Raw genomic sequence first — 25,317 nt, 5'->3', positions numbered from 1 at the left:
AAAAAATAAAAGTATAAGTTTCATAGAATACTATATTTTTTATTTTCATATAAATCGAAATATATAAAATAAAAAAAGACCTGCTTAGCAGATCTTTTCCCTGTATAAAACAAAAAAGGAGCATGAAAGCTCCTTTTCTTTTATCGTCTACGACGGTTACGTAAGAATGCTGGAATATCGATGTCATCTGAATCTGTATGACGCTCATGCACAACCGGCTCTTCACGTTTCATTTCACGCTTAACTTCACGTTGTTTTGAAGGTTGAGCTACTTGCTGTTGCTGTTGTTGCGTGTGATTCGCAGTCGGACGGATAATTGGTTTTGGTGGCTGCGTCGAAGCACTATCATCAAAACCAGTTGCAATTACAGTTACAACGATATCATCTTTTAATCCTTCATTAATAACAGAACCGAAGATCATATTTACTTCTGGATCTGAAGCTGAAGCTACAATGTCTGCCGCTTCTTGTACTTCATATAAGCTTAGGTTAGCTCCACCCGTAATGTTCATGATAACACCTTGAGCTCCATCAATAGATGTTTCTAATAACGGACTAGAAATCGCTTTTTTCGCAGCTTCAGCAGCACGATTTTCTCCATTACCAGAACCAATACCCATTAAAGCAGAACCTCTATTAGACATAATTGTCTTTACGTCTGCGAAGTCTAAGTTAATTAAACCTGGTGTTGCAATTAAATCAGAAATACCTTGAACACCTTGACGTAATACGTTATCTGCTTCACGGAATGCTTCTAACATCGGCGTATTTTTATCAACAATCTCTAATAAGCGATCGTTTGGAATTACAATAAGTGTATCTACATTTTCTTTAAATGCCGCAATACCAGATGCTGCTTGTGTTGCACGCTTACGTCCTTCAAATGTAAATGGACGTGTCACAACACCAACTGTTAATGCACCTAATTCTTTTGCAACTTGAGCAACAACTGGAGCTGCACCAGTTCCAGTTCCGCCGCCCATACCAGCAGTTACGAAGACCATATCTGCACCACGAAGTGCTTCTTGGATCTGTTCTTTACTTTCTTCTGCAGCTTTTTTCCCTACTTCAGGGTTTGCACCTGCACCAAGTCCACGTGTTAATTTTCCACCAATTTGCATTTTTGTTTCAGCTTTTGATAGATTTAATGCTTGTGCATCAGTATTCACAGCGATAAAGTCTACACCTTGTACACCGTGTTCAATCATACGGTTTACAGCATTGTTTCCGCCACCGCCGACACCGATAACTTTTATATTCGCTAATTGATCTTGAGTAGTATCAAACTCTAACATGTCGAAATCCCCCTAGAACCTCATTTTTCGTGTCCAATTTTAATCCCATAAATAACGGAATACACGTTTTACTTTTGACATCATACGGTCATCATTTTGATTATTATTGTTTTGATTACGAGTTTTTTGTTTCGCAGGTTGCTGTTGTACCGGCGTTGGTGCTGGTGCTGGTACTGGTTCAAAATGTTCTTGCTTTTCCTGCACATTTTTCCCACGTAATTTAGCTTTTTGATAAGAATGTTTAATTAATCCTACTCCACTTGTATATTGGGGCTCACGCACACCAATATAATCAGGAGTCGCTATACGAACATTTTCATGTAAAATATCATATGCAAGATCAAGAACACCCGGCATAGAAGCAATTCCACCAGTTAGTACATAGCCAGAAGCTACTTGCTTTACTCCTAATTTACGCACTTCATCTTGAACAAACATTAAAATTTCCTCTACACGAGCCTCTATTATATCCGATAATTCCAACTGAGAATATTGTTCTGTTTGATCGCTTCCCATAATAGGAACCGTAAACATCTCTTCTTCAGATGCTGTATCATAAAAAGCATGTCCATATTTCAACTTAATTTGATCTGCATTTTCTGTTGAAGTTTTCAACCCAATCGCAATATCCTTCGTTATATGGTCTCCACCTAACGGTAATACGCTCGTTGCTTGTAACTCTCCATCTTTAAAAATAGATAAGGTTGTAGATCCTCCCCCCATATCAACAAGGGCTACTCCTCTATGTTTTTCATCTGAAGATATAGCAACTGTTGCAGCCGCTAAAGGTTGAAGACAAATATCAACTATTTCAAGACCTGCTTTTTCTACACAACGAAGTAGGTTATGTAGTAAAGTTCTCGAGCCTGTTATAAGTGTACCTTCCATTTCTAATCTTACACCGATCATCCCGCGTGGATCGTTAATCTCGTCAAGACCGTCTACGATGAACTGTCGAGGTACCACATCAATAAACTCACGTTCTGGAGCAATTGACACAACTTGTGCTGCATCTAGAACGCGTAAGACATCTTCATTCCCGATTTCACGATCTTCATTTGAAACAGCGACTACTCCGTGACAAGGAAGTAGTTGTACCTGGTTTGCATTGACGCCTACTACAACTTGCTCAATGTGGATTCCCACCATGCGCTCAGCTTGTTCAATTGCTTTTTTAATTGATCGAACAGTCTCGTCTATATCAACTATCGATCCCTTCTTTAAACCATTTGATTTTACATTTCCAACACCAATAATGTTTAAGCTGTCATTAACCATTTCACCAATGATGACTTTAACATTGGATGTACCGATGTCAAGACTAACATATATTTCATTGCTGTTCATTCTTTGGCACCTCCTTCTTTATTTATACCATACAACTCAATATATGGAACAACAATCGCAACTTTACTATTTATAAGAAAAATATTCAACGTCTTTATACGTTTCCCTTTTTTAACCCTATATTTTTCTTATTTTTATTTAACATTCATTTAAGAATATCGCAGTAAACTGTGAATAACTGCTTATCTTGAAATAATTCTATTTCAAGTGTAAAGATTACCGCCAAGTATAAGTCTACACTAAGATGTACTCATAGAAAAGTGAAACTTGTACCAATCCTAGTATGAATCTAAGAATTTTTACATCTTTTTCATCAAATGAACCATTCTTGTAAATTCAGATGCATTCAACAGAACATTCGTTTTGTTTTTTCTATAGGAACGTAGTAAAAACTATCGTTCTATTCTTTTTTTTCTTCCGCTCCTAATTCTTTCGTATATGCCCCTACTTCTAAATCAATTAATACCTTTTTACCCGGCTCAATTGTTTTTAAGATAAGCGGATAAGCTTCCATACGCTTTGCGAAATTTTGAATCGTAGTGCTCACTTCGTACCCTTCGTTCATATATAAAGTAAGGTGATCTTCATTCGCATTCGTCGGTGAATAACGGATTTCAGAAATAGACCTTAAAATCGTTGGTGTTAATTTTTCAAGCTCAGCAATTAACTCCTTCATTTTCTCCTCTTTAAAAGGTTCAAAAATTGGCGCTGCAACAGGAAGTTTTCCGTTCGGAAGTACATCAAGTGTTTTCCCGTTCTCTAGTAACGGTTGTAATTTCCCATCTTTGTTTATATAACCAATCGTTAAATATTCTTCAATATGAACATCAATTTTATTTGGAAAACGTTTTTTTACATTTACCGCTTTAATTTCTTTTCGTTTCGTTAGGTTTTCTTCTGCTTTATGTGCTGTCACTCGGAAATAACTTGTATCATACGTCACACCTGATTCCTTCATCACTTGTTCATCTGTCATATAATGATTTCCAAACACACTTATCTTTTTGATATTGCTTAGCGGAGACCGAAAATAAATTAAAAAGAGCACTAATAAAAATAAAATTGATATGTATAGAATCAACCGATGATTAACATTTTTCTTGTTTTTCTTCTGTTGATTTTTTAACTTTGGTACACGATCCTGTAGTTTAATCACTTTACTATTTTTCATGTACGATCCCCCTACGTAACATAAAAAACGGCATGTTCCTCATGCCGTTCTTATCTTCTTATTATAACATAAATGATAATGAGCGGAACGAATAACCGTTATCTTCCAATGATTTCTACTTCTGTATGCATTTCTACGCCAAATTTATCCTTGATTGTTTGTTTTATTAATGCAATTAAAGATAAGACATCTTGCGCACTGGCTCCCCCAGTATTAATAATAAAATTCCCATGCATTTCAGAAATTTGAGCTCCGCCTATTTGATAACCACGAAGCCCCGCCTTTTCTATTAAGTCTCCTGCAAAGTATGGGATTGGATTCCGAAATATGCTTCCTGCACAAGGATGATTCCACGGCTGTGTTTCACGGCGGTAGTCTTTATTCTTTTGCATGACGCTTACGATTCCCTCACGCTCTCCTACCTGCAATTGAAACTCAGCTTCCAAAACAATACCAGGACGTTTCGTTTGCAATACAGAAGTACGATAGGAAAACTCCATTTCTTCATGTGTTAACCAATCAATTGTTCCGTTTTCAAACAAAATAAGAGCTTTTGATAATATGTTTGATATATCCGATTTATGTGCTCCTGCATTCATATACACTGCACCACCAACACTTCCTGGAATACCACTGGCAAATTCCAGGCCGGATAACCCTTGACGACTAAGTAAAGTTGATAATTTAATAAGGGGATACCCACCACCAACTCTTACTCTATGTTTTTCGACTTCTAAGTGGTCTAATCCTTCTCCTAAACGAATAACGACACCTTCTATACCTAGATCAGATACAAGAAGGTTCGAACCCCGACCAATTACAGTCCACTTGGTTTTATATTTTTTTACTAACTGCAACGTTTTTTCAATACTGGCAACATGCTTTGGCACAATTAAAATATCAGCTGGTCCACCTATTTTCATAGTGGTATAACGCGCTAACGCTTCATTCACTAACACGCGACCAACATTTGCTTCTATAAGCTCATTTACTAATTGCTCCATAAACAATCTCCCCCATACTAAGTATCCTTATTACAGTAGTATGCAGGGCGTTCACCTAACGTTATTTTTTTACAAGCTTATTCATTACTTCATACAGCTTATTTGCTGCATCTGGAATACCTAATTGCCCCGCAGCCAGCTTCATATTTTGTAATGTTTGTGCATCTAATAAAATCTCATCAATATCACGAATAAGCGTTTCTGCTGTTAAATCTTTTTCAAGCAACATTTTTGCTGCTCCTTTATCGACAACAGAACGTGCATTCTTTTCCTGATGGTTATTTGTTACGTAAGGACTCGGTATTAACACACTTGGCTTACCTAACGCGGTTAATTCTGCAAGTGTTGTTGCCCCCGCTCTTGAAACAACAAGATCTACACCTGTAAGTACCTCTGGCATATTATGAATGAAAGGTTTAATAATAACATTATTCGGATTCCCTTTTTGCTTCACTGCTTCCATCACTTTATCATAATGAACTTCACCTGTTACATACAATATTTCGTAACTTTTATTTCCAAACTGTTCAATTGCCTCTACGAAAGCATCATTAATCGGTCTAGCCCCACGACTTCCACCAAAAATAAGTACCGATTTTTTAGGAAGAGATAAACCTACTGAACGTTTTCCTTTCATTCCATTCTGATCCATTACTTCTGATGCTCTTGGATTTCCTGTCATCACCACTTTTGACTGTGGAAAATGTTCTATAGCCGCTTCAAAACAAACCGCAACTTTATCAACATAGCGGCTTAAAAATTTATTCGTTACACCAGGTACACTATTTTGTTCATGTACAATGGTTGGAATACCTAATTTTGCTGCAGCATATACAACTGGTCCACATACATATCCACCCGTTCCAATTACAATATCCGGATTAAAACGACGAATATATCGTTTACTATCTTGTACACCCTTTAGGAAACGCATCACCGTTTTCACGTTATCTAACGATATTTTACGCTTAAATCCACTTATAACAATAGATTGAAACGGTATGCCTGCTTTTGGAACGATTGTGCTCTCTAATCCACTCTCCGTACCAATATATAAAAACCTTGCTTCCGGATTTAATTTTTTTATTTCTCTTATTAGAGCAAGAGCCGGATAAATATGACCTCCAGTGCCCCCACCACTTACTAATACACGCACTACTAACTCCTCCGCTTCTCTTTTCTTATTTCAGTCGTATTTATTTCTATATACATCATGTTTCTTCGCGCACATACGAAAAACCCTGTCTTATAAAACAGGGTTTAGTAGCGAGAATGGCGACTTATATTTAATAATACACCTACTGCCATTAACATTAATGTCAAACTTGATCCACCATAACTTAAAAACGGCAAAGTAATACCTGTTACAGGCATCAATCCTGTTACAACACCAACATTAATCATTACTTGAATCGCAATCATCGCCACAATACCTACTGCTAAAAACGTACCATATAAATCTGGCGCTCCTAAAGCTATACGAATCCCACGCCATAATAATAGACTAAATAATAATAACACAAATGAACCACCAATAAAACCTAATTCCTCGGATAAGATCGCAAATATAAAGTCTGTTTGCGGTTCAGGTAAATAAAGAAACTTTTGTCTACTTTGTCCAAGTCCAAGCCCGAATAATCCACCTGGTCCAATTGCGAGTAACGATTGAATAATTTGAAATCCACTTCCAAGCGGATCTGACCACGGATCTAAATATGATGTAATACGTTTCATTCGATACGGTGCTGATGCAATTAGCCCTACAAATCCTGCTACACCAAGCAAACCAAACATTGCAAAGTGAAAGACCCTTGCTCCCGAGATAAATATCATAATAATACATGTCCCAACCATTACCGTTCCTGTGCCAAGATCTGGCTGTAACATAATCATCCCAAAAGCAAGAAATACAAAACTAAGAGCTGGTAGTAAACCACGTTTAAAAGAGGTAATTAATTTTTGTCGTTCCGCTAAAAATTTTGCTAAGAAAATAATCATCGCAAACTTCATAAATTCTGACGGTTGAATGGAAAATGCCCCGATTCCAATCCAACTTCGCGCTCCTCCTCGAACAAGTCCTACCCCAGGAACAAGAACAAGAATAAGAAGAATGAAGCAAACTAGCAAAATTACTTTTGAATACGTACGCCACACCCAATAATCAATTTTCATAATTAAAAACATAGCCACTACACCGATACTTGCAAATAGCAATTGCCTTTTTGCAAAAAAGAATGAGTCCCCCATTTTATAAGAGGCCCAAACCGCACTCGCACTATACACCATAACCATTCCGATTGTTAACAACGCAAGTGTAACGATGATGAGAATAAAATCAGGCGTTTTCTTCATTACCCATAAACACCACCTCTTTAGGCAGAAACTTTTGCCCTATGTAACAAAACATCAGTAGGTGTTAGCCTACTGATGTTTTGATTTACTTTATATAAGTTTATGCACAGCTTGTATAAAAATGTCTCCTCTTTCTTCAAATGTTTTAAATTGATCCCAGCTTGCACATGCTGGAGAAAGAAGAATTACATCACCATCTGTAGAATGAGCATAAGCTTTCACTACCGCTTCATCTAAAGTATCTACACTTTCAATTGCATCTAATCCCGCTTTTTCTGCAGCTCTTACTAATTTTTGAGCTGTTTGTCCAAATGTCACAATTGCTTTTACATTTTTGAAATACGGAATTAAATCATCGAATTCATTTCCACGATCAAGTCCACCTGCTAATAACACAATCGGTTGTGTAAACGCAGATAAAGCTTTCTCAGTCGCTAACATATTCGTTGCTTTTGAGTCATTATAAACCTTACGATTGTTAATAGTTGTTACATATTCTAAACGATGTTTTACACCTGTAAAACGTTTTAACACCGCCGTAATCGCTTCATTAGAAACACCCAATAATTTTGCGATACTCATCGCTGCTAAAATATTTTCTAAATTATGTTGACCAGGTAAAACGATATCGCCTATTTCAACAACTTTTTCACCTTTAAAACAAAGAGCATTCTCTTTTATACACGCACCATCTTCAATTTCTTTCGTTGTCGAGAATAGTACTTTTTGCCCTTTACTATAAGCAGATAAAGCCATCACATCCGCATCATCTGCATTTATTACACTATAATCATTTTCTGTTTGGTTTTTAAAAATATTTGCTTTTGCTAAACCATATTCCTTCTTCGTCCCGTGATAATCTAAGTGGGCCTCAAATAAATTTAAAAATGCAGCAATTTTAGGTTGGAACAATTCTACTCCCATCAGTTGGAACGATGAAAGTTCTGTAACTACAACTTCATTTTCTTTTGCATCCTGTGCTACTTCACACGCTACAGTTCCTATGTTCCCTGCAATTACAGGATGCTTTTGTCCTTCTTTTAGCATTTCAAATGTAATCATTGTCGTCGTCGTTTTACCGTTAGACCCTGTAATCCCAACAAATGGCGCTTCTGAAATACGATATGCTAATTCAACTTCCGTAACAATTGGAATTTGCTTTTCTTTCGCAGCAACTAATATTGGATTAGAATACGGGATTCCTGGATTTTTTACAACAAGAGAGATATTTCTCTCTAACAATTCTAAAGGATGACCACCGCATACAACGTCCATTCCTTTTGCTTGTAATTCTGCAGCAAGTACATTATCCGCTAAAGGCTTTCCTTCATTTACAATAACATTTGCCCCTAATTTTTGTAACAGCGTAGCTGCTGCATAACCACTTTTTGCAATGCCTAATACAAGAATATTTTTATTTTGAAATTCAGTTACAGTTTTCAATTACATCCACACCCCGATATAAATTCCTAACACAGCTAATAAAAATCCTACAGACCAAAATGTCACAACAACACGCCACTCTGACCAACCACATAATTCATAATGATGGTGTAATGGACTCATTTTAAAGACACGTTTTCCTGTTGTTTTAAAAGAAATGACCTGAATAATAACAGATAAAGTCTCCATTACGAATACTCCACCAATGATTACAAGTAGCAATTCTTGTTTTAATAAAATCGCTACAGCTGCAATCGCTCCACCTAAAGCTAAGGAACCTGTATCTCCCATAAACACTTTCGCTGGATTTGCATTGAATACTAAAAATCCAAGTACAGCTCCTACAACTGCCATACAGAATATCGCTACTCCAAATTGCTCTTGCGCTACTGCAATAATACCAAACGCTCCAAATGCAATAGCAGCTGTTCCTGATAATAAACCATCTAAACCGTCAGTTAAGTTAACTGCATTTGATCCACCAATAAGCATAAATAATACAAGTACAAAATATGCCCAACCTAATTCAAACTTAACATCTGTTCCCGGAATCATGATGTATGTGTGGAACGCTTGCCCTTTTCCAATTAAAAAGAACGCAATAGCAATAACAAGCTGACCTACTAATTTTTGTTTTGATGTTAAACCAAGATTTCTCTTCTTAACTACCTTTATGTAGTCATCTAAAAATCCAATCAATCCGTAACCAAATGTCACTAATAATAATAACGAAACCTCTGCACCTAAATGATTAAACTTAATCGCCATAATAAGTGAAGTTACCATCATCGATACATATATGACAATACCACCCATTGTAGGTGTCCCTGATTTTTTTTGATGTGACTTTGGTCCCTCATCACGAATACTCTGTCCGAACTTTAATTTCCTTAAAAATGGAATAAATAATGGCGAAAGGGCAACAGAAATTAAGAATGCTACCCCAGCCGTTACTAATAAACCTTGCTCAAGCACATGTAGTCCTCCTCTCACGTTGTTACTCTTCGTTGTTTAAACGCTCTGTAATTGCTTCTTTAGCGACTTCACGATCGTCAAAATGATGAACTTCTTTACCAATAATTTGATACGTTTCATGACCCTTACCAGCAATAATGATGATATCTTCAGCTTTCGCATTAGTAATTGCATGGTATATCGCTTCTTTTCTATCAATAATTACTTCATAATTATTCCCATTTGCACCTTGCACCATATCATCTAAAATAGCCCCTGGCTCTTCACTTCTTGGATTATCTGAAGTGTAAATTGCATGAGTTGCATATTTTGTTGCAACACTTGCCATGATTGGTCTCTTTGTTCGATCTCTATCTCCGCCACAACCGACGATACAATATACATCGCCTTTTGCAAACTGTTTTGCTGTTTTTAATACATTTTCTAAGCTATCTGGTGTATGTGCATAATCCACAATAACTGTATAATTTTGTCCACCATCAACTACTTCAAAACGTCCTGGAACTCCAGCTAGTTGCTTTATTACATCAATAACCGTTTCTAAACTTACACCAGAAACAAGTCCTGCCGCTGTTGCCGCTAGTACGTTATATACATTAAATTTCCCAATCAATTTCATCGTAACATTTACACTTTCATACGGTGTTACAAGCGTAAATGTAGTTCCGCCACTCGTCATAACGATATCTTTGGCCATAATATCACTTGTTGTATCAATTCCATACGTTACAACAGTTGCCGCAGTACTTCTCATATATTCCGCAGTTACAGCATCATCGTTATTCAGTACCGCGTACTTTTCACGATTATGATTATAACTATTGCCAAGTTGTGCAAATAGCAACCCTTTTGCATGTTTATATTCTTCCATCGTTTTATGATAGTCTAAATGATCTTGTGTTAAATTTGTAAACACTGCTACATCGTAATCACATCCGTGTACACGACCAAGATCTAAAGCATGTGACGAAACTTCCATTACTGTACTATCTACACCGTGCTCAACCATTTTTGAAAATGTGTGTTGAAGTGTTAGTGCATCTGGTGTTGTATTTTTCACCTCAAATGTTTCATCACCGATTTTCATATTAATCGTTCCAATTAGCCCTGTTTTATGACCATGTGCGCGCATAATCTCATCCATAATATGCGATGTTGTTGTCTTTCCATTTGTACCTGTAATTCCGATTAAATGTAACTTGTGTGTTGGTTGACCATAAAAATAATCAGCTAAAACCGCTAACGAACGAAAAGTGTTTTTCACAAGTACAACTGGAACGTCAACATCAATTGGTCTTTCCGCAACAATAGCAGCCGCTCCTTGTGCCGCTGCTTGCTTAGCAAAATCATGGCTATCAACCGTATATCCTTTCATACATACAAATAAGCTTCCCTCTTTCACTTTACGTGAATCAGCTTCTATAGATGTGATTTCTGGATTTTCTTTTGGAACAACTGGAAAATCATGCAAACATGATAAAAGTGTATGCAACTTCATTTCACTAAACCCTCTCTACATTGTGTATTTATCTCTTTTTTAATAAGCAACACGTTACCTCCTAATTATATAAAATAGGAGGTAAGTGCTACTGTGTCTAATAAATAGACCTATTTATAATTGAGGCTCTTACAGCCTCAAATTAAGTAACTCTTCTATAAAGAACTCACTTCCACCAATTGTACCATAAAACGTACTAGGTTACCTTTAATTCCCGAAGTAAATTCTAATTTTTGAGCCTTCTTTCACTTTAGCTCCTGCTTCTGGCGATTGTTTAATTACTTTCTCCCCGTCTCCACTTATATCAAGCTTCAAATCGACGAGTTGTGTCTGTAAGTCTTTCTTTTTCATACCAATTAAATTCGGAACTTCCACAGTTGGTGTATCGCCCCATTTATATTCTCTCTCAACTTGTTCTTGTCTCGGTTTCACTCCCATAACAGGAAGTGCATCCCGAAGAATATTCCCAACAATTGGAGCTGCTACTACTCCACCAAATTGCGTTACACCTTTCGGATTATCAACAGCAACATAGACAACAATTTCCGGATCATCTGCTGGAGCAAAACCGATAAAAGATACTATATAATTATTCTCTAAATATTTACCATCTTTCACCTTTTGAGCCGTACCTGTTTTTCCACCTACACGATACCCATCAATGAAAGCACCTTTACCAGATCCCTTTGCTACAACATTCTCTAATGCATACCGAACTTTTTCTGAAGTTTCCTTGGAAATAACTTTTCTTTTTTCCACAGGTGTCTTTTTACTTACAACTTGATTATTTTTCGGATCAATAAACTCCTTAGCTATATACGGTTGATACAATGTCCCACCATTTACAGCCGCTGCTACTGCTGCTACTTGTTGAATTGGTGTTACAGAAACTCCTTGACCAAATGAAGTAGTTGCTTGCTCGACTGGACCAACTTTATCTAAATTAAATAAAATCCCACTACCTTCACCTTGCAAATCAATTCCGGTTTTCTGTCCAAAGCCGAAATTACGAATATATTTAAACAATCGGTCTTTACCAAGACGATCACCAAGTTCGATAAATCCTGGGTTACAAGAGTTTTGAACTACTTCTAAAAACGTTTGGCTACCATGGCCTCCCGCTTTCCAGCATTTCAATCTAGCTCCACCCACTTCAGCTGCTCCATCATCATAAAACGTATCTTTCTCTAAGTCTACTAAATTTTCATTCAAGGCTGCGGCTAACGTAATGATCTTAAATGTTGAACCAGGCTCATACGTACTCCATACAGGTAAATTTCTATTATACACTTCTGGAGAAACACTTTGAAAATCTGCTGGATCAAAGCTCGGCCGACTCGACATACCTAAAATTTCACCATTTTTCGGATTCATTGCAATCGCAATCATACCATCTGGATTATATGTCGACTCCGCAATATTCATTTCTCTTTCCATAATTCTATTAATACGTGCGTCAATTGTTAAGCCTAAATTCAAACCAGCTTCTGGTTTTTTGAAATCATCGCCAACATTAGGCATCCTTTGTCCTTTTGCATCTGCAAAAAAACGCACATGTCCTTCATCACCATTTAGCTCTTTATCATAATATTTTTCTAGTCCCATAAGACCTTGGTTATCACTACCAGCAAACCCTAATACGTGTGATAAAAAGTTGCCAAATGGATAGTACCGGATAGAGTCCTCTGCGATATAAACACCTTTCAAACTTAATCCTCGTACCTCTTTCGCTTTATCATGTGATATTTTTCTTCCGCCTTTATCTAACCTTACAATCGATTCTTTTTTTGTAATTCTCTTATAAATCTCATCTTTTTCCACACCTAATACTGCAGCTAACTTCTCTGCAGTCTCTGCTGGTTTTTCAATTTGCCTCGGTACAACAAAGACAGTTGGAGCACTTTTATTCGTAGCAAGTTCCACACCATTTCGATCTAAAATCTTCCCACGTTCAGGTTCAAAAGTAATATTACGACTCCATGAATCCTTCGCACGATCCGTTAACATATTGCCAAGAAAAAATTGCACATATCCAAGACGAATATCGATGATAGTGAAAATAAGTATACCTGATATGAGTATAAAAATAAGTCGTTTTCTAACTGTTACATTTGATACACGCATATTGGAACAAGCCTCCCTTACGCCTAGCTTGTTCCAATATATGCTTGTACTTATTTAATTAGAACTTCTTCTCTTTTACCATTACGGTTTTTCTGCTTCTTGTTGTGGTTCAAGTGGCGGTACAAGTGTTACACCTAGCTCTGTACCAGGTTGCAACAATGTTCCTTCTGGCACACTTTGTTCGGTTACGTATCCCGTACCAGTAGGTTTTAGGTTAAGCTTTAATGTTTTTGCTAAATTCATAACATCACGCAGTGCCCAACCTTGTATATTTGGCATTGTAGGTTTATCTCCTACTAAGAAGACTCGGTCACCTTTTAATGTTTGCTCAGTTGCTTTTGGCACTTGCTGCTGCACTTTTCCTTCGCCTAATACGATTGGACGAAGTTTTGCTTTATCAATTGCTTTTTTCGCTTCTTCCATCGTTTTCCCTGTTACATCCGGAACGACAGTTTGTTGTTCTTTCACATATTTTTTCGGGTCTTTTATTTCATTTGGCTTAATCTTTAAATACTCTAAACTATTTTTGGTTACATATTTAAAAATATCAGCTAAAGGCTGTGCGCCATTCTCATCATCTTTCAATTTCGGCTGTTTTACAGCTACATATACAACAAGTTGCGGATCGTCCATAGGTGCCATCCCTAAGAATGAGAATATGTAATTCTCTCTTCCTGTCATATAGCCACCTTTTCCATCCGGAATTTGCGCTGTCCCTGTTTTACCACCAACTGAATACCCATCAACTTTATAAGCAGTTCCTGTTCCTTTCGGCGATGTAACAACGCGTTCTAATAACTGTCTTACTTGCGCTGCTGTTTCTTTCGTAACAGGTTTTCCCACTTCCTCTGGCTTATGTTCTAATTTTACTTCGCCTGTTATTGGATCTACAATTTTATCAATTGTATAAGGCTTCATCATTTTCCCATCATTTGCAATAGCAGTTGCAGCTTGTACAAGCTGTATTGGCGTTACAGTAGAACCTTGTCCAAAAGCTGTTGTTACTTGCTGTATTTGCTGATCGAATACAATGGTATTTGAACCTTCACCAGGTAAATCAATGTTCGTTTTTTCATCTAATCCAAAACTATGAATATATTTTCGGAATCGTTCTGGGCCAAGTTTTTGATCCCCTAAAATTGCAAACGCTACGTTGGAAGAGCGCTCTACCCCTTCATCAAATGTGATAGATCCCCATCCAGCACCGCCGTTATGATCTTTTATTTTTCGGTTTCCGACTTGATATGTACCAGACTGATAATAATCTTGTCCTTTATACACACCTTCATTAATCGCTGCCGCTAGCGTGAAAATTTTCATTGTTGATCCCGGTTCAAATGCATTTGCAATTGCATCATTGAAGAAATATTCAATTTGGCGATCATTTGGATCATAACTAGGTTTACTAGACATCGCTAATATTTTCCCTGTTTTTGGGTCCGCAACAATCCCTATTAAATTTTCTGGTTCATAATGCTTACTTGCAGCTTTCATCGCATCTTCTAAATAACTTTGAATACGTTGATCTATCGTTAAATACGCGTTATCTCCGTTTTTAGGTGCCTCTACGTTCACTTTCCCACCGTCAAGAGACACTCCTTTACGATCACCTGTATAAGATACTTTCCCGTTAGAAGCACTTAAATATTTATCTAAACTTTTTTCTATACCAAATTGCCCTACCGACGTTCCCTCTTCATTCGGTTTAGCATGCCCTATAACGTAAGATGCAAAATCACCGTTCGGATACACTCTTGCATTTTCAGTAATAAAAGATATGCCTGGCAATTTCAATGCTTCTATTTGTTCCTTCTGTTCTTTCGTCAAATCTTTACCTAGTGTTCCAAATTCGACTTGACTTTTATCTTTTTTATTTAACGTGGCTAAAATCTTCTCTTCATCTTTTCCGAGTACTCCCGCAATTTTCTTTGCAGTATCCTCTTTATTTTCAACATGATTCGCACCTTTTAGTTCCGCTACAAGTTTATAAGAGTTTGCATCTTGCGCTAACACATGACCGTTTTGATCATAAATCGTCCCGCGATTTGCTTCTAGAACTCCTTTTTTACTATGTTTTTGCTGAGCAAGTTTATCCAAATCCTGATTATGCACTGTTCCTGTCGCTTGTATGTAAAAAAATCGGGCTAACAATAGCAAAAAGAGCAGGAGGAATAAAATCATAAAATACCCTGCTCCCTTATTGGTATGAAATTTAGTCATATTTCTCTTCATTTTCCCTTCACACCTATTGCCTTATTTGAGGCCCTTCACATTATTCGCATTAATTTCTAGCCCGTGTTTTTTTGCAACTTCAGCGATTCGTTCATAGCGACTTAACTTCTCTACTTCAGCCTGTAACTCTTGATTTTCTTTTTGCTGCTGTACAATTTTTTGTTCTATCGTCGCTGCTTCTACATTAACTTGATAAAGGCCTGCTTTATTTCCAATAAACGCTACACAGGCATACAATAAAAAGCCAATAAATGCTACATACAACAGTTTTTCGATTCTTGTAATCTTCGCTTTAGCTTTTGGCTGAACCATCTGCTGTGGGGGCGTTTGAATCTGTACCTCTTCTTGCGCTTGTTGTTTGTACTTTACAGCTAAGTTACTCATACCTCTCTCCCCTTTTTATCGTTTTTCAGCGATTCTCAATTTCGCAGAACGCGCTCGATTATTTTCTTCTAACTCTATATCAGAAGGTAAAATCGGTTTTCTTGTAATAAGCTTTAATTTCGGCTTAAATTCATCAGGAATAATCGGTAATCCTGGTGGCAATTGTGGCGTTGTACTATTTCGCTTAAACGTCGTTTTACAAATACGGTCTTCTAAAGAATGGAATGTTATAACACTAACTCTTCCACCCGGCTTGACCATCTCAATTGCAGATTCCAACGCTTCTTCAAACACTTTCAATTCATCATTTACCGCAATACGGATTGCTTGGAACACTCGCTTCGCAGGATGTCCACCCGTTCTACGAGCAGGAGCTGGAATACCCTCTTTAATTAGTTCTACTAATTCTCCTGTCGTTTCAATAGCTTTATTCTCACGATACGCTTCAATTTTCCTTACTATTTGTTTTGAAAATTTCTCTTCACCATACTGGAAGAAAATTCTTACAAGTTGCTCATATGACCAGCTATTTACAACATCATATGCTGTTAATGGGGCATCTTGATCCATCCGCATATCTAACGGTGCATCATGATGATAACTAAAGCCACGCTCTGGTGTATCTAATTGTGGGGATGAAACACCTAAATCAAATAAAATACCATCTACTTCTGTTATACCTAATTCCTGTAGTTTTTCAGATAAATAACGGAAATTACTCTTTACTGTTATGAACTGCTCACCGTATGAAGAGAATCTTTCTTTCGCATTTTGAATCGCTATCTCATCTTGATCAAACGCGATTAATCTTCCACCTTCAGTTAATTGGGATAATAAATAAGAACTATGTCCTCCTCCCCCCAGTGTACAATCTACATATGTACCACCTGGCTTTATATCTAAGCCGTCTACTGTTTCCTTCAAAAGTACTGTTACGTGTTTAAACATTGTTGCACCTACTCTTTTTCCAATTAATTATGTTGAATGCATCTCCTCCTCCAAACGCATATTTCACGATTAGAGAACGAAATACTATGAAAGAACGACTCATTTAACTTGCCTACAAAGGCAGCATACTATACAAATCGCTATTTTCTTTTATTATATACTAAATTTTATCATCTTTTGCGGGAATTTAAATAAAAAACTGTCGAAAAAGATGATAATACGTTTACATTTTGTGCTATTTTGTCATATATTTAAGTATCCTGCATAATTACGATATTCACCGTTTTTAAAATTAATAATTCAGAAAAATTTCACTTCACAGTAAATTCAACAGAACAAAAATAAAATCCTGCTCCTAAGAGCAAGATTCTATAGTTTTATAACATGATGTTTTCCGTCCCAAGAAAACGTTTCTGCCATTACACGATCAACGAAATCCAAACCGAACTGATTTAAATAGTAACATACATTCCACACACGCTCTTGCGGCGCCCCTAATGGACGAAGTGCAAATTGTATGCGACGGAATTTATTTAGCTGTACTGCATGTTTTTTCTCAACATTTCTTTTCAACATTCTTTCCAACAGTTCAATTTGTTCATTAATTTTGAATTCATTTTTCCCTGCAAACGCACTTAATCCAGGATCTATTTTCTTCACAAACTGTTGTAATGACGTATGGATATCAATTATTTCTTTTTTCGCCTCTACAAATCGATCATCTATCGGTTCCTCTATTTGATTAGATAACCAGTTTTCACGCAACTTATCTACGTTATTTAAAAACGGATCACTGTCTTGCAATTGCAAATCGTATAAATCTGTCGCTATATCCCTCTCTACATAAGTGATTGTAATACGCGGAACGACAGGCGGCATTTGGAAACCAATCGTATGGAAAACTTGTTGCAATTCACTCCAGTAAGCTAATTCCCCTGGTCCTCCAATAAACGCGAGCGTAGGAAATAGATACTCTTGCATAAGAGGGCGCGTTACAACATTATTACTAAAGCGTTCCGGGCTTCTTTCCATCTCTTCCATCAATTCCTCATATGAAAAGGAATACGCTCCATCCTTCCCTACAAACTTCCCTTGATCGTTTTCAAGTAACACTCGCTCATTATCAATTTCCATAAATATATGTACTGCATTATACTTTGTTTCAATAATCGGTTTATATCCTAATTCTTTAATTATTTCCTGTTGGTTATGAAGCCCCTCTTGTACTTCTTTATACTTACCTATAATTTGCTTAAAAAACGGCACTTCTAATTTTCTTAATTCAGGATGATGTGAATCAACAAGAATTAAACCAGAATTCACGAACATTTTCATAATAAGATGGGCAAAGAAATCTACATACGTATTCGATTCCCCCAAAGAATCATCAATAAATTGCAGTACATCCTTTGTAAAATTCGTTTCAGGGTATGTTTTGAAAATTTCTTCAATCCACTTTCTACAGTCTTCCAAAGAAAGCTCGGACTCTGAAGCACTCGCCTTTTTCGGATTACGATCATGAAAAATAGTCTTTTTTATTTTTTTATTCTTCGTTACAAAAGTATGATTAATTTCATCCATATCATGGTCTTCACCAGCAATCCAGAAAACAGGAACAACTTTAACACCTAAACTTTCTTCCTTTTCCCTCGCAAGCTGTAAAACTGAAATGATTTTATGAATTGTATAAAGTGGTCCAGTTAATAATCCAGCTTGTTGTCCAGCTATAACAACATATGTATTTTCTTCTCCAAGCGCTTTTACATTTTGAATCGTAGCTTCTCCCGCTTGTAATTTTGTATTATATTCTAATAAATGCGCTACTAAATCTTGGCGGAAAAACTCCCTCTCACGCAAATCATGTACACGCTGTTTAAAAGCATCTTCTGTTAACATATAGTCAAAACACGACTGTATCTCTTTTTTACCGTTCATATAGTCCGCTACAACACCTTGTTGCGGAACAGAGATTTCTTTTATCTCCATATAATTCTTCCTTTCGTATCCTGTTCTCTCACCAATCCACATTGTAGTCAATGTTGCACGTAAAAGCAAAGAATTACACTTATTCTTTTACTTCTAATCCTTTTATTGCATCGAACAAAAATTGAAGTGTCGGAACGGATCGTTGCTGTTTCTTAGCTTCCTCTAATACATATCCAACAATCGCACCAATTTCCGTTTGTCTATTCGCCCTTACATCTGCCAGCATAGATGATGTATTATGAGACGTTTTTTCACATACGTGACGTACCATTTTCCATACCATTTCTTTTTCTTCTTTAACAAGAAAAACGACTTCCTGAAATACTTGCTCCATCAATCGATAAAAAAACGGGTTCGTAATCAACTCTCCGTTCTGGATTTGTAATAACGCTGTCAATGGATTGATACATACATTAACTACTAATTTTTTGTGCATGACATCCTTCCAATCATCTTCTATTTGAATCGGAAAATGAGGAAATGGAAAGCACTTAAATATTTTTTCAAAATGTATAGACTGGCCGTGCACGATTCCAAACTTCGTTACACCTATCCCCGTATGATAAACGGTATGTCTTTCTTCTTTTTTTGCACCATGCTCTACAATCCCAACTGCAATATTTTCATTCCCTATTTTCTGCATAGCATGAAGATGAGACATTCCGTTTTGCAAAAAGATTAATGAGGATTCCCCTCGCACAAAAGGCAGTATGTCAGTTATATGATATTGCTTAACAGCAATAAATATATAGTCTAGCTTCTTGTCTAGCATATTTTCTATTGGCAAAACAGGTGGGAATACGGTTTCACGTTTTTCCTCCCTCATACAAGTTACACCCGTTATATTCAATTCCTCAGCCTGTTTAGCTGTCCTTGTAAACAACGTAACATCTTGATTACTTTTTTGTAAATAAAATGCATATAACAGACCGATAGCTCCTGGTCCCACAACTCCAATTTTCATTTTCACACAAGGAACTCATATAAATACGATACACAAGTCCCTTTTCCCTCCCCCTTTTTATCCCGCAAACACCTGATTGGTGCGGAATCATAATTAACTAAAGGTGAACAAATCCCACCGATTACAGTTTCACTTTATCTTTCTCAATTCCATGAACACAGTTTACAATTTCATTGCTCTTTAACAAACAAATGCAACCTCTACTTTCAATATGTATATACTACCTATTAATATGCTTCTACTCTTAGTTTAGCAAATCCCCAAAAAAATAATAAAAGAAATATACTATCTTCTTCATAAAAATAAAAAAATGAGTTATAATATTATTATAAATATTTTTACTTTTCTGCATTCAACGAGACAAGAAGAGGATGTGATGTTATGGGATTCCCAAAAGTTGAGCGCTTGCTCATCAATTATAAAACATTAGACGAATTTAAAAAATTTAAAGGTTGCGGAGCTCAAGAATTATCCATGTTAGAAGAATTACAGGCAAACATTATTGAAAACGATAGTGAATCTCCATTTTACGGTATTTATTATGGTGGATCACTAATTGCACGTATGAGTCTATATATGAAAAGGCACGGCGGGGAACCATTCGAAATTACAGGTACTTACCTAGAACTCTATAAACTTGAAGTGTTACCAACTTTCCAAAAACAAGGATTCGGAGAAATGCTTGTAAATTATGCGAAGGGGCTACAGTTCCCAATTAAAACGATTGCACGTATCCATTCAGCTGGTTTTTGGGATAAATTAAATTTCCAGCCTGTATCAGTACCTGATGGTGATTTTTATGTTTGGAACCCCGAAACAAATTTGAATGCGGTTACAAACGAAGAGTCCGCATAAGAAATAAAAAAAACAGCTACATAGCAGCTGTTTTTTTATTTCTTTAACTTTTCTAATTTTCCATTCGAACGAGCGCTATTTCTTTCTGCTACCATTACACTTCTTTTTTGATCGATATAATCAAGCAATGTTCTATACTCTTCCTCATATACTGATAATCGCTCCAAAAGACTCTCTCTCTCTGTTTGTAACGATTCAATTTGCTGTTGCAACACCATTAAAGAGTTTTCATCTTTATAATTTTGCAAGAAATCAATAACATCATTCAATGTAATTGACGTAGGCTCTACTACCTTTGTCTCTTTTACTTCATAATTTTCTACTTTACGTAGTTGCTTCGCTTCTTCAATACGTTCTTTGTATTGTTTTCTAACGTAAGAATTCCATCTAAAGCCACATGCTGCTGGTGTACGAGATAAATGTCTTCCCACTTCTTTAAAGGCAGATAATTGCGTTCCACCTTCTTGAATATGCCGGAGTACTACTTCTGCCAGAAGCAAATCTTCATCATCAGTCCAAGCATCTTGTCTTGTTGTCGCCATCTCTCTAGTCCTCCCTATGCATTTTTTATTAAGCATATGCAGTTACTAGAAAAGATAGAATACAACAAATAAAGAATAAGACAAAAAAAATAAACGTAGAAGATATCTTCTACGTTTATTTTCCCGCAATTACTTGCTGATTACTTCTTTACCTTTGTAAGTACCGCATGCTTTACATACACGGTGAGCTAATTTCGCTTCACCACAGCTTGGGCACTCTACCATACCAGGTACTGATAATTTGAAATGCGTACGACGCTTTCTTTTTACTGTTTTAGAAGTTCTTCTAAAAGGTACAGCCATTCTTCCCACCTCCTTAAAAGAAATAGTTATTTTCATATGAAGGCCTAAACCAGTCTTCCGATTATTTGTCAAAAAACTTTGCAAGTCCTGCTAATCGTGGATCAACAGTCTTTTCTTTGTTTTCTTCCGAAATCACTTGCCAGTCTTGACCTTGCATCGGTGCTCCACCAGAAACATCATCACTGAAAATTTGCATTGGAATCTCCAAAAGTATATTTTCCTTGATTACGGGCAGTAAGTCAAGTACTTCTCCTTCTAAACAATGAATTTCAGCTTCAGTTTCAAATTCTTCTTGTGAAGTTTGGAACACCTCAGTTGTTTTAATGTCAAATGGTAATGTCACATCTACTAAAGAGCGAGAACATGGTAAAACCATGCTTCCAGTTATATGTAGATGGAACGTAAACTTACCGGAGCCAAAATCAACTCTTCCTGTTACATGAGCAGGATTAATTTCACGAATATCTTTCTCGACCTCTTGTAGCTCACTTACATCTACCATCTCATCCAATGTCAATCCTTTATTTCTCAATTTATTCAATTGATGGATGGACCATTTCATATCATATCACCTCAAGGCAACAAACAAAATTATAGCTAGCCATTTTATATTTGTCAATGTTTTTTCTTTACACTATAATGAAGTCATCATAGTAAATAATATATAGAGTATCACGTTTTTGAAAAAGATGCTACATCGAAAGGAGAGATTACCATAAAAGCCAGTGGTATTGTTGTTGAATATAACCCTTTTCATAACGGTCATGATTATCATGTGCAACAAACAAAAAAGTTAACACACGCTGATATTACAATCGCTGTTATGAGTGGCCCTTTTTTACAGCGTGGTGAGCCAGCACTCATATCCAAATGGTATCGTACCAAAATGGCCTTATCATGCGGTGTAGACCTTGTTGTAGAGCTTCCATACGCCTTCTCAACACAAAAGGCTGAAACCTTTGCAAATGGCGCTATTTCTATTTTAAACGCCCTGCGTGTTTCTGAAATTTGTTTCGGTAGTGAAGATGGGGAGATTGAAAATTTTCATAACACCATCTCTGTGCAAAAAAATGAAGAAGATACTTTTAATCGTCTTGTAAAGCAATTTATGAATGCAGGTAACAGTTACGCAAAAGCTACATCTGAAGCCTTCCTACACATTTTACCATCCGAAAAAAACATAGACATGTCACAACCGAATAACATATTAGGATTCCAATACATGAAATCAATTTTCTTACAAAATAGTTCTATGCAAGCACAAACGATAAAAAGATTCGCATCTCATTATCATGATGAAACATTTAGCGACCAACATATTGCAAGCGCAACTAGTATTCGTAAACAACTTTTTAGCGAAAATAGTTCTTTTACAGAAATTGAGCCTTTCATCCCAAAAGCGACTGCTTCTCTTTTAGCAAGTTACAAACAAAACTACGGGATATTACATAATTGGGAACAATACTTTTCATTTTTCAAATACAAACTCATGACGATGTCTCCAGAAGACTTACGACTTATATATGAAATAGAAGAAGGTTTAGAGCATCGTATTTTATCAAAAATCCAAAACAGTTCCTCCTTCCATTCATTCATGGAAGCATTAAAAACGAAGCGCTATACATGGACTAGATTACAAAGAGCTTGTACACACATTTTAACAAATACAACAAAAGAAGAAATACATAGCGCAAATATAGAGCAGCATGCACCGTACATTCGTCTACTAGGCATGTCACAAAAAGGACAAACTTACCTTTCAAAAAACAAGAAAAAAATAGAACTTCCCATCCTTACCCATACAAAAACATTTGACCATCCTACTTTACATATAGAGCGAAAAGCCAATTCTGTATATTTCTCCATCATGCAAGAACCATTACGAACACAACTACTAAAACAAGATGCAACACACCATCCAATTCGTTACGATGAAACAACTGCAAAATTCCTATAAAAAACCTCTCTTTTTCAGAGAGGTTTATTTTTTCTCGCCCATTTTTTCCAAATACAGCAATGCATCATCCAGCGTATCAACTGGTACAACTTTCATTTTTGTTTTAATATCTTTCGCAGCCGCAAGCGCATCTTTATAATTCGATTTCTCCGCACCTTTTTCATTTGGCGCAAAGAACACTTCAGCACCAGCATCACTTGCAGCGACCACTTTTTGCTGAATACCACCAATCGGGCCAATTTCTCCCTTTTCATTTATCGTCCCTGTTCCAGCTATTTCATGCCCTCTTGTTAAATCATCTTCCACAAGTTGATTATATATTTCTAATGTAAACATTAGGCCTGCCGATGGTCCGCCTATTTCATGAGAATCAATTTTCACTTTCGGATCTACCACTAATTCTCTTTCAGTAACGATAGAAACCCCTATACCAACACGCCCATTACCATTCGGAATGGTCTTTACATTTAAATTTTCTTTTAACTGTTTTCCATTCCTCTTGTACTCAATATTTACTGCTTCCCCTTCTTTTTTTCCTGTCATATATTCAATAAATTGCTCCGTCTTTTCAAATATTTTTCCGTCGACAGCTATGATGACATCTCCAAGCTTAAGCTTTCCTTCTGACGGCATCCCTTTCGCTACTCCTGCAACCAATACACCTTTATTTTCAAAAGAAACAGTACGATTTGCACGTTTATATGCATTATAGATTGCTGCATTTTGCGAATCTTTCATCGCATAATTTTGGCGAAATTGATATTCTTCATCACTCTCACCTTTTTGCAATATTTCTTCCGCTTTCGAAATATGTGTGTATTTATTAAACTGTGCCGCTATTAAATTCACCACATTTGCTGGTCCCATTGAAACCGTAACAAGCATAAAATCACCGGATTCTTTCGTTCCACCTTCAACTTGAACGTAAGGCTCTAATTTGGCCGCCATTCCTGGTTTTGTTACATAATACGGTAAACGTACGTAAACAAGTAACATCGCCAATATAACCCCTATTAAAATTGCATATATAAACCGAAAACGCTTAAACATTATGTTTCTCCTTCCACTGCTCAATTAATAAATAAATATTTGCAACATGTTTTTCCGCCTCTACTTCTCCAACTCGAATAATGTCTTCAATGTTTGTAAAAGCACGTGAACTAAATTGTTCTACAGCTGGTCGCATCATTAAATCCGATGCAATTTGTCGATTCATCACTAGCTCATGTTGCATAATTTCAATACTCTGCATAATTACATCATAAATAGATGTAACCTCTCCATTCACTTTAATCGGGGATACATCAACAGCAATAACAATATCAGCACCTAACTCTTTCACAACCGATACTGGAATGCGATCAATCACTCCGCCATCCACCAATAATCGTCCATCTATTTTTTCTGGTACAAACACTCCAGGTACAGATATGCTAGCTCTCACAGCCTCTGCAACAGGACCACTTGTAAAAACTACTTTTTCCCCCTTCAAGATGTCAGTAGCCACAACAGCCGTCGGGATATCTAACTCTTCTAAATTTTTATTATATGTAAACATTTTAATCATATCTTTGACACGTTTTCCAGCAATAAATCCCATTTTCGGAACTGTAAAATCTAAATAATATTTCCTCTTAAAAACATTTGCCAGTTTATACAACCTTTCAACGTTTGAGCTAGCTGCATAAAACGTACCTACTAAAGCCCCCATACTACTTCCTGCAATCATATGAATCGGTATACCATTTTCTCTTAAAACTTTTATAACACCAATATGTGCAAACCCTTTTGCGCCCCCAGATCCAAGAGCTAAACCAATTTTCGGTTCTTTCATTTTTCTCACCCTTTAATTTTTTTCATTCCTTTTTCATACTTATGGTCTAAATGCACTACGTATCCACGTATACTGAAATGAACGTTTTTTGGGACAAAGGGGG

General features: G+C 36.5%; 22 protein-coding genes. 2 read left to right on the top strand and 20 right to left on the bottom strand.

Annotated features, from left to right (window positions below):
* Window positions 1-140 precede the first annotated feature (140 nt).
* From ftsZ to panE, 15 genes are all read right to left on the bottom strand, one after another.
* Window positions 141-1,295 carry a cell division protein FtsZ gene (gene ftsZ, locus DN393_RS09770; RefSeq protein WP_000888983.1) on the bottom strand — a complete coding sequence of 385 codons (1,155 nt, stop codon included), beginning with the start codon at window positions 1,293-1,295 and terminating at the stop codon, window positions 141-143.
* 39 nt (window positions 1,296-1,334) lie between these two features.
* The gene (ftsA, locus tag DN393_RS09765; RefSeq protein WP_001087544.1) at window positions 1,335-2,642 is read right to left on the bottom strand and encodes a cell division protein FtsA; all 1,308 of its coding nucleotides are present in this window, start codon (window positions 2,640-2,642) and stop codon (window positions 1,335-1,337) included.
* Window positions 2,643-3,042: 400 nt separating this feature from the next.
* A complete protein-coding gene (divIB, locus tag DN393_RS09760) occupies window positions 3,043-3,813 on the bottom strand; it encodes a cell division protein DivIB (RefSeq protein WP_000798232.1) in 771 nt (256 codons plus the stop codon).
* A gap of 98 nt (window positions 3,814-3,911) precedes the next feature.
* Window positions 3,912-4,817: a UDP-N-acetylmuramate dehydrogenase gene (murB, locus tag DN393_RS09755; protein WP_000437052.1), complete on the bottom strand. Its 906-nt coding sequence runs from the start codon at window positions 4,815-4,817 to the stop codon at window positions 3,912-3,914.
* 61 nt (window positions 4,818-4,878) lie between these two features.
* Window positions 4,879-5,973 (bottom strand): undecaprenyldiphospho-muramoylpentapeptide beta-N-acetylglucosaminyltransferase, encoded by a 1,095-nt coding sequence (gene murG, locus DN393_RS09750; protein WP_064474971.1) that lies wholly within the window; start codon window positions 5,971-5,973, stop codon window positions 4,879-4,881.
* Window positions 5,974-6,077: 104 nt separating this feature from the next.
* Window positions 6,078-7,169 carry a stage V sporulation protein E gene (gene spoVE, locus DN393_RS09745; RefSeq protein ID WP_000753517.1) on the bottom strand — a complete coding sequence of 364 codons (1,092 nt, stop codon included), beginning with the start codon at window positions 7,167-7,169 and terminating at the stop codon, window positions 6,078-6,080.
* A gap of 90 nt (window positions 7,170-7,259) precedes the next feature.
* Window positions 7,260-8,612 carry a UDP-N-acetylmuramoyl-L-alanine--D-glutamate ligase gene (murD, locus tag DN393_RS09740; protein WP_149173474.1) on the bottom strand — a complete coding sequence of 451 codons (1,353 nt, stop codon included), beginning with the start codon at window positions 8,610-8,612 and terminating at the stop codon, window positions 7,260-7,262.
* Complete coding sequence (gene mraY, locus DN393_RS09735) at window positions 8,613-9,587, bottom strand: phospho-N-acetylmuramoyl-pentapeptide-transferase (RefSeq protein ID WP_149173473.1); 975 nt, start codon at window positions 9,585-9,587, stop codon at window positions 8,613-8,615.
* 22 nt (window positions 9,588-9,609) lie between these two features.
* On the bottom strand, window positions 9,610-11,085 hold the full coding sequence (gene murE, locus DN393_RS09730) for a UDP-N-acetylmuramoyl-L-alanyl-D-glutamate--2,6-diaminopimelate ligase (RefSeq protein WP_098101661.1): 1,476 nt from the start codon (window positions 11,083-11,085) through the stop codon (window positions 9,610-9,612).
* A gap of 207 nt (window positions 11,086-11,292) precedes the next feature.
* Complete coding sequence (locus DN393_RS09725) at window positions 11,293-13,209, bottom strand: stage V sporulation protein D (RefSeq protein ID WP_064474968.1); 1,917 nt, start codon at window positions 13,207-13,209, stop codon at window positions 11,293-11,295.
* Window positions 13,210-13,290: 81 nt separating this feature from the next.
* Window positions 13,291-15,441 (bottom strand): penicillin-binding protein, encoded by a 2,151-nt coding sequence (locus tag DN393_RS09720; protein ID WP_081257198.1) that lies wholly within the window; start codon window positions 15,439-15,441, stop codon window positions 13,291-13,293.
* 21 nt (window positions 15,442-15,462) lie between these two features.
* Window positions 15,463-15,825 carry a cell division protein FtsL gene (gene ftsL / locus DN393_RS09715; RefSeq protein WP_000067081.1) on the bottom strand — a complete coding sequence of 121 codons (363 nt, stop codon included), beginning with the start codon at window positions 15,823-15,825 and terminating at the stop codon, window positions 15,463-15,465.
* A 15-nt stretch (window positions 15,826-15,840) separates the two neighbouring features.
* Window positions 15,841-16,773 (bottom strand): 16S rRNA (cytosine(1402)-N(4))-methyltransferase RsmH, encoded by a 933-nt coding sequence (gene rsmH / locus DN393_RS09710; protein ID WP_000472512.1) that lies wholly within the window; start codon window positions 16,771-16,773, stop codon window positions 15,841-15,843.
* A 369-nt stretch (window positions 16,774-17,142) separates the two neighbouring features.
* Window positions 17,143-18,759, bottom strand: a complete 1,617-nt coding sequence (gene bshC, locus DN393_RS09705) for a bacillithiol biosynthesis cysteine-adding enzyme BshC (protein WP_064474965.1) — start codon at window positions 18,757-18,759, stop codon at window positions 17,143-17,145.
* 79 nt (window positions 18,760-18,838) lie between these two features.
* Window positions 18,839-19,729: a 2-dehydropantoate 2-reductase gene (gene panE / locus DN393_RS09700; RefSeq protein ID WP_081257197.1), complete on the bottom strand. Its 891-nt coding sequence runs from the start codon at window positions 19,727-19,729 to the stop codon at window positions 18,839-18,841.
* 375 nt (window positions 19,730-20,104) lie between these two features.
* Here panE and DN393_RS09695 point away from each other — a divergent pair, with 375 nt between their 5' ends.
* A complete protein-coding gene (locus DN393_RS09695) occupies window positions 20,105-20,578 on the top strand; it encodes an N-acetyltransferase (RefSeq protein ID WP_060488409.1) in 474 nt (157 codons plus the stop codon).
* A 35-nt stretch (window positions 20,579-20,613) separates the two neighbouring features.
* Here the strand turns inward: DN393_RS09695 and DN393_RS09690 are convergent, their stop codons facing one another.
* The 3 genes from DN393_RS09690 to DN393_RS09680 all read right to left on the bottom strand — a co-directional run bounded on the left by DN393_RS09690 (window position 20,614) and on the right by DN393_RS09680 (window position 21,985).
* Entirely contained in the window at window positions 20,614-21,120 is a 507-nt protein-coding gene (locus DN393_RS09690) for an RsfA family transcriptional regulator (protein WP_060488408.1), read from the bottom strand.
* Between the two features lie 129 nt (window positions 21,121-21,249).
* The gene (rpmF, locus tag DN393_RS09685; RefSeq protein ID WP_001984764.1) at window positions 21,250-21,423 is read right to left on the bottom strand and encodes a 50S ribosomal protein L32; all 174 of its coding nucleotides are present in this window, start codon (window positions 21,421-21,423) and stop codon (window positions 21,250-21,252) included.
* Between the two features lie 61 nt (window positions 21,424-21,484).
* A complete protein-coding gene (locus tag DN393_RS09680) occupies window positions 21,485-21,985 on the bottom strand; it encodes a YceD family protein (protein ID WP_000872150.1) in 501 nt (166 codons plus the stop codon).
* A 153-nt stretch (window positions 21,986-22,138) separates the two neighbouring features.
* On the opposite strand from DN393_RS09680, the gene DN393_RS09675 reads away from it, so the two are divergent.
* Complete coding sequence (locus DN393_RS09675; RefSeq protein ID WP_367627525.1) at window positions 22,139-23,380, top strand: nucleotidyltransferase; 1,242 nt, start codon at window positions 22,139-22,141, stop codon at window positions 23,378-23,380.
* Window positions 23,381-23,404: 24 nt separating this feature from the next.
* On the opposite strand, the gene DN393_RS09670 is transcribed toward DN393_RS09675, so the two are convergent.
* Both DN393_RS09670 and DN393_RS09665 read right to left on the bottom strand, forming a co-directional pair.
* Window positions 23,405-24,430, bottom strand: a complete 1,026-nt coding sequence (locus DN393_RS09670; RefSeq protein ID WP_064474963.1) for a SepM family pheromone-processing serine protease — start codon at window positions 24,428-24,430, stop codon at window positions 23,405-23,407.
* On the bottom strand, window positions 24,423-25,214 hold the full coding sequence (locus DN393_RS09665) for a patatin-like phospholipase family protein (RefSeq protein ID WP_000662602.1): 792 nt from the start codon (window positions 25,212-25,214) through the stop codon (window positions 24,423-24,425). The genes DN393_RS09670 and DN393_RS09665 overlap by 8 nt, the downstream gene beginning before the upstream one ends.
* Window positions 25,215-25,317: the final 103 nt, after the last annotated feature.

It is taken from the genome of Bacillus sp. BPN334 (assembly GCF_008368885.1).
Lineage (GTDB): Bacteria > Bacillota > Bacilli > Bacillales > Bacillaceae_G > Bacillus_A > Bacillus_A wiedmannii.
This window is presented reverse-complemented; position numbering and strand designations above follow the sequence as displayed.

Excerpts from the sequence above, each read along its gene's own strand:
- ftsL (WP_000067081.1), bottom strand. The coding sequence starts at position 15,825 with ATGAGTAACTTAGCTGTAAAGTACAAACAACAAGCGCAAGAAGAGGTA.
- DN393_RS09680 (WP_000872150.1), bottom strand. The coding sequence starts at position 21,985 with ATGAAATGGTCCATCCATCAATTGAATAAATTGAGAAATAAAGGATTG.
- ftsA (WP_001087544.1), bottom strand. The coding sequence starts at position 2,642 with ATGAACAGCAATGAAATATATGTTAGTCTTGACATCGGTACATCCAAT.
- murB (WP_000437052.1), bottom strand. The coding sequence starts at position 4,817 with ATGGAGCAATTAGTAAATGAGCTTATAGAAGCAAATGTTGGTCGCGTG.
- spoVE (WP_000753517.1), bottom strand. The coding sequence starts at position 7,169 with ATGAAGAAAACGCCTGATTTTATTCTCATCATCGTTACACTTGCGTTG.
- DN393_RS09720 (WP_081257198.1), bottom strand. The coding sequence starts at position 15,441 with ATGAAGAGAAATATGACTAAATTTCATACCAATAAGGGAGCAGGGTAT.
- rsmH (WP_000472512.1), bottom strand. The coding sequence starts at position 16,773 with ATGTTTAAACACGTAACAGTACTTTTGAAGGAAACAGTAGACGGCTTA.
- ftsZ (WP_000888983.1), bottom strand. The coding sequence starts at position 1,295 with ATGTTAGAGTTTGATACTACTCAAGATCAATTAGCGAATATAAAAGTT.
- DN393_RS09665 (WP_000662602.1), bottom strand. The coding sequence starts at position 25,214 with ATGAAAGAACCGAAAATTGGTTTAGCTCTTGGATCTGGGGGCGCAAAA.
- rpmF (WP_001984764.1), bottom strand. The coding sequence starts at position 21,423 with ATGGCTGTACCTTTTAGAAGAACTTCTAAAACAGTAAAAAGAAAGCGT.
- DN393_RS09695 (WP_060488409.1), top strand. The coding sequence starts at position 20,105 with ATGGGATTCCCAAAAGTTGAGCGCTTGCTCATCAATTATAAAACATTA.
- DN393_RS09670 (WP_064474963.1), bottom strand. The coding sequence starts at position 24,430 with ATGTTTAAGCGTTTTCGGTTTATATATGCAATTTTAATAGGGGTTATA.
- murE (WP_098101661.1), bottom strand. The coding sequence starts at position 11,085 with ATGAAGTTGCATACACTTTTATCATGTTTGCATGATTTTCCAGTTGTT.
- DN393_RS09725 (WP_064474968.1), bottom strand. The coding sequence starts at position 13,209 with ATGCGTGTATCAAATGTAACAGTTAGAAAACGACTTATTTTTATACTC.
- divIB (WP_000798232.1), bottom strand. The coding sequence starts at position 3,813 with ATGAAAAATAGTAAAGTGATTAAACTACAGGATCGTGTACCAAAGTTA.
- DN393_RS09690 (WP_060488408.1), bottom strand. The coding sequence starts at position 21,120 with ATGGCGACAACAAGACAAGATGCTTGGACTGATGATGAAGATTTGCTT.
- bshC (WP_064474965.1), bottom strand. The coding sequence starts at position 18,759 with ATGGAGATAAAAGAAATCTCTGTTCCGCAACAAGGTGTTGTAGCGGAC.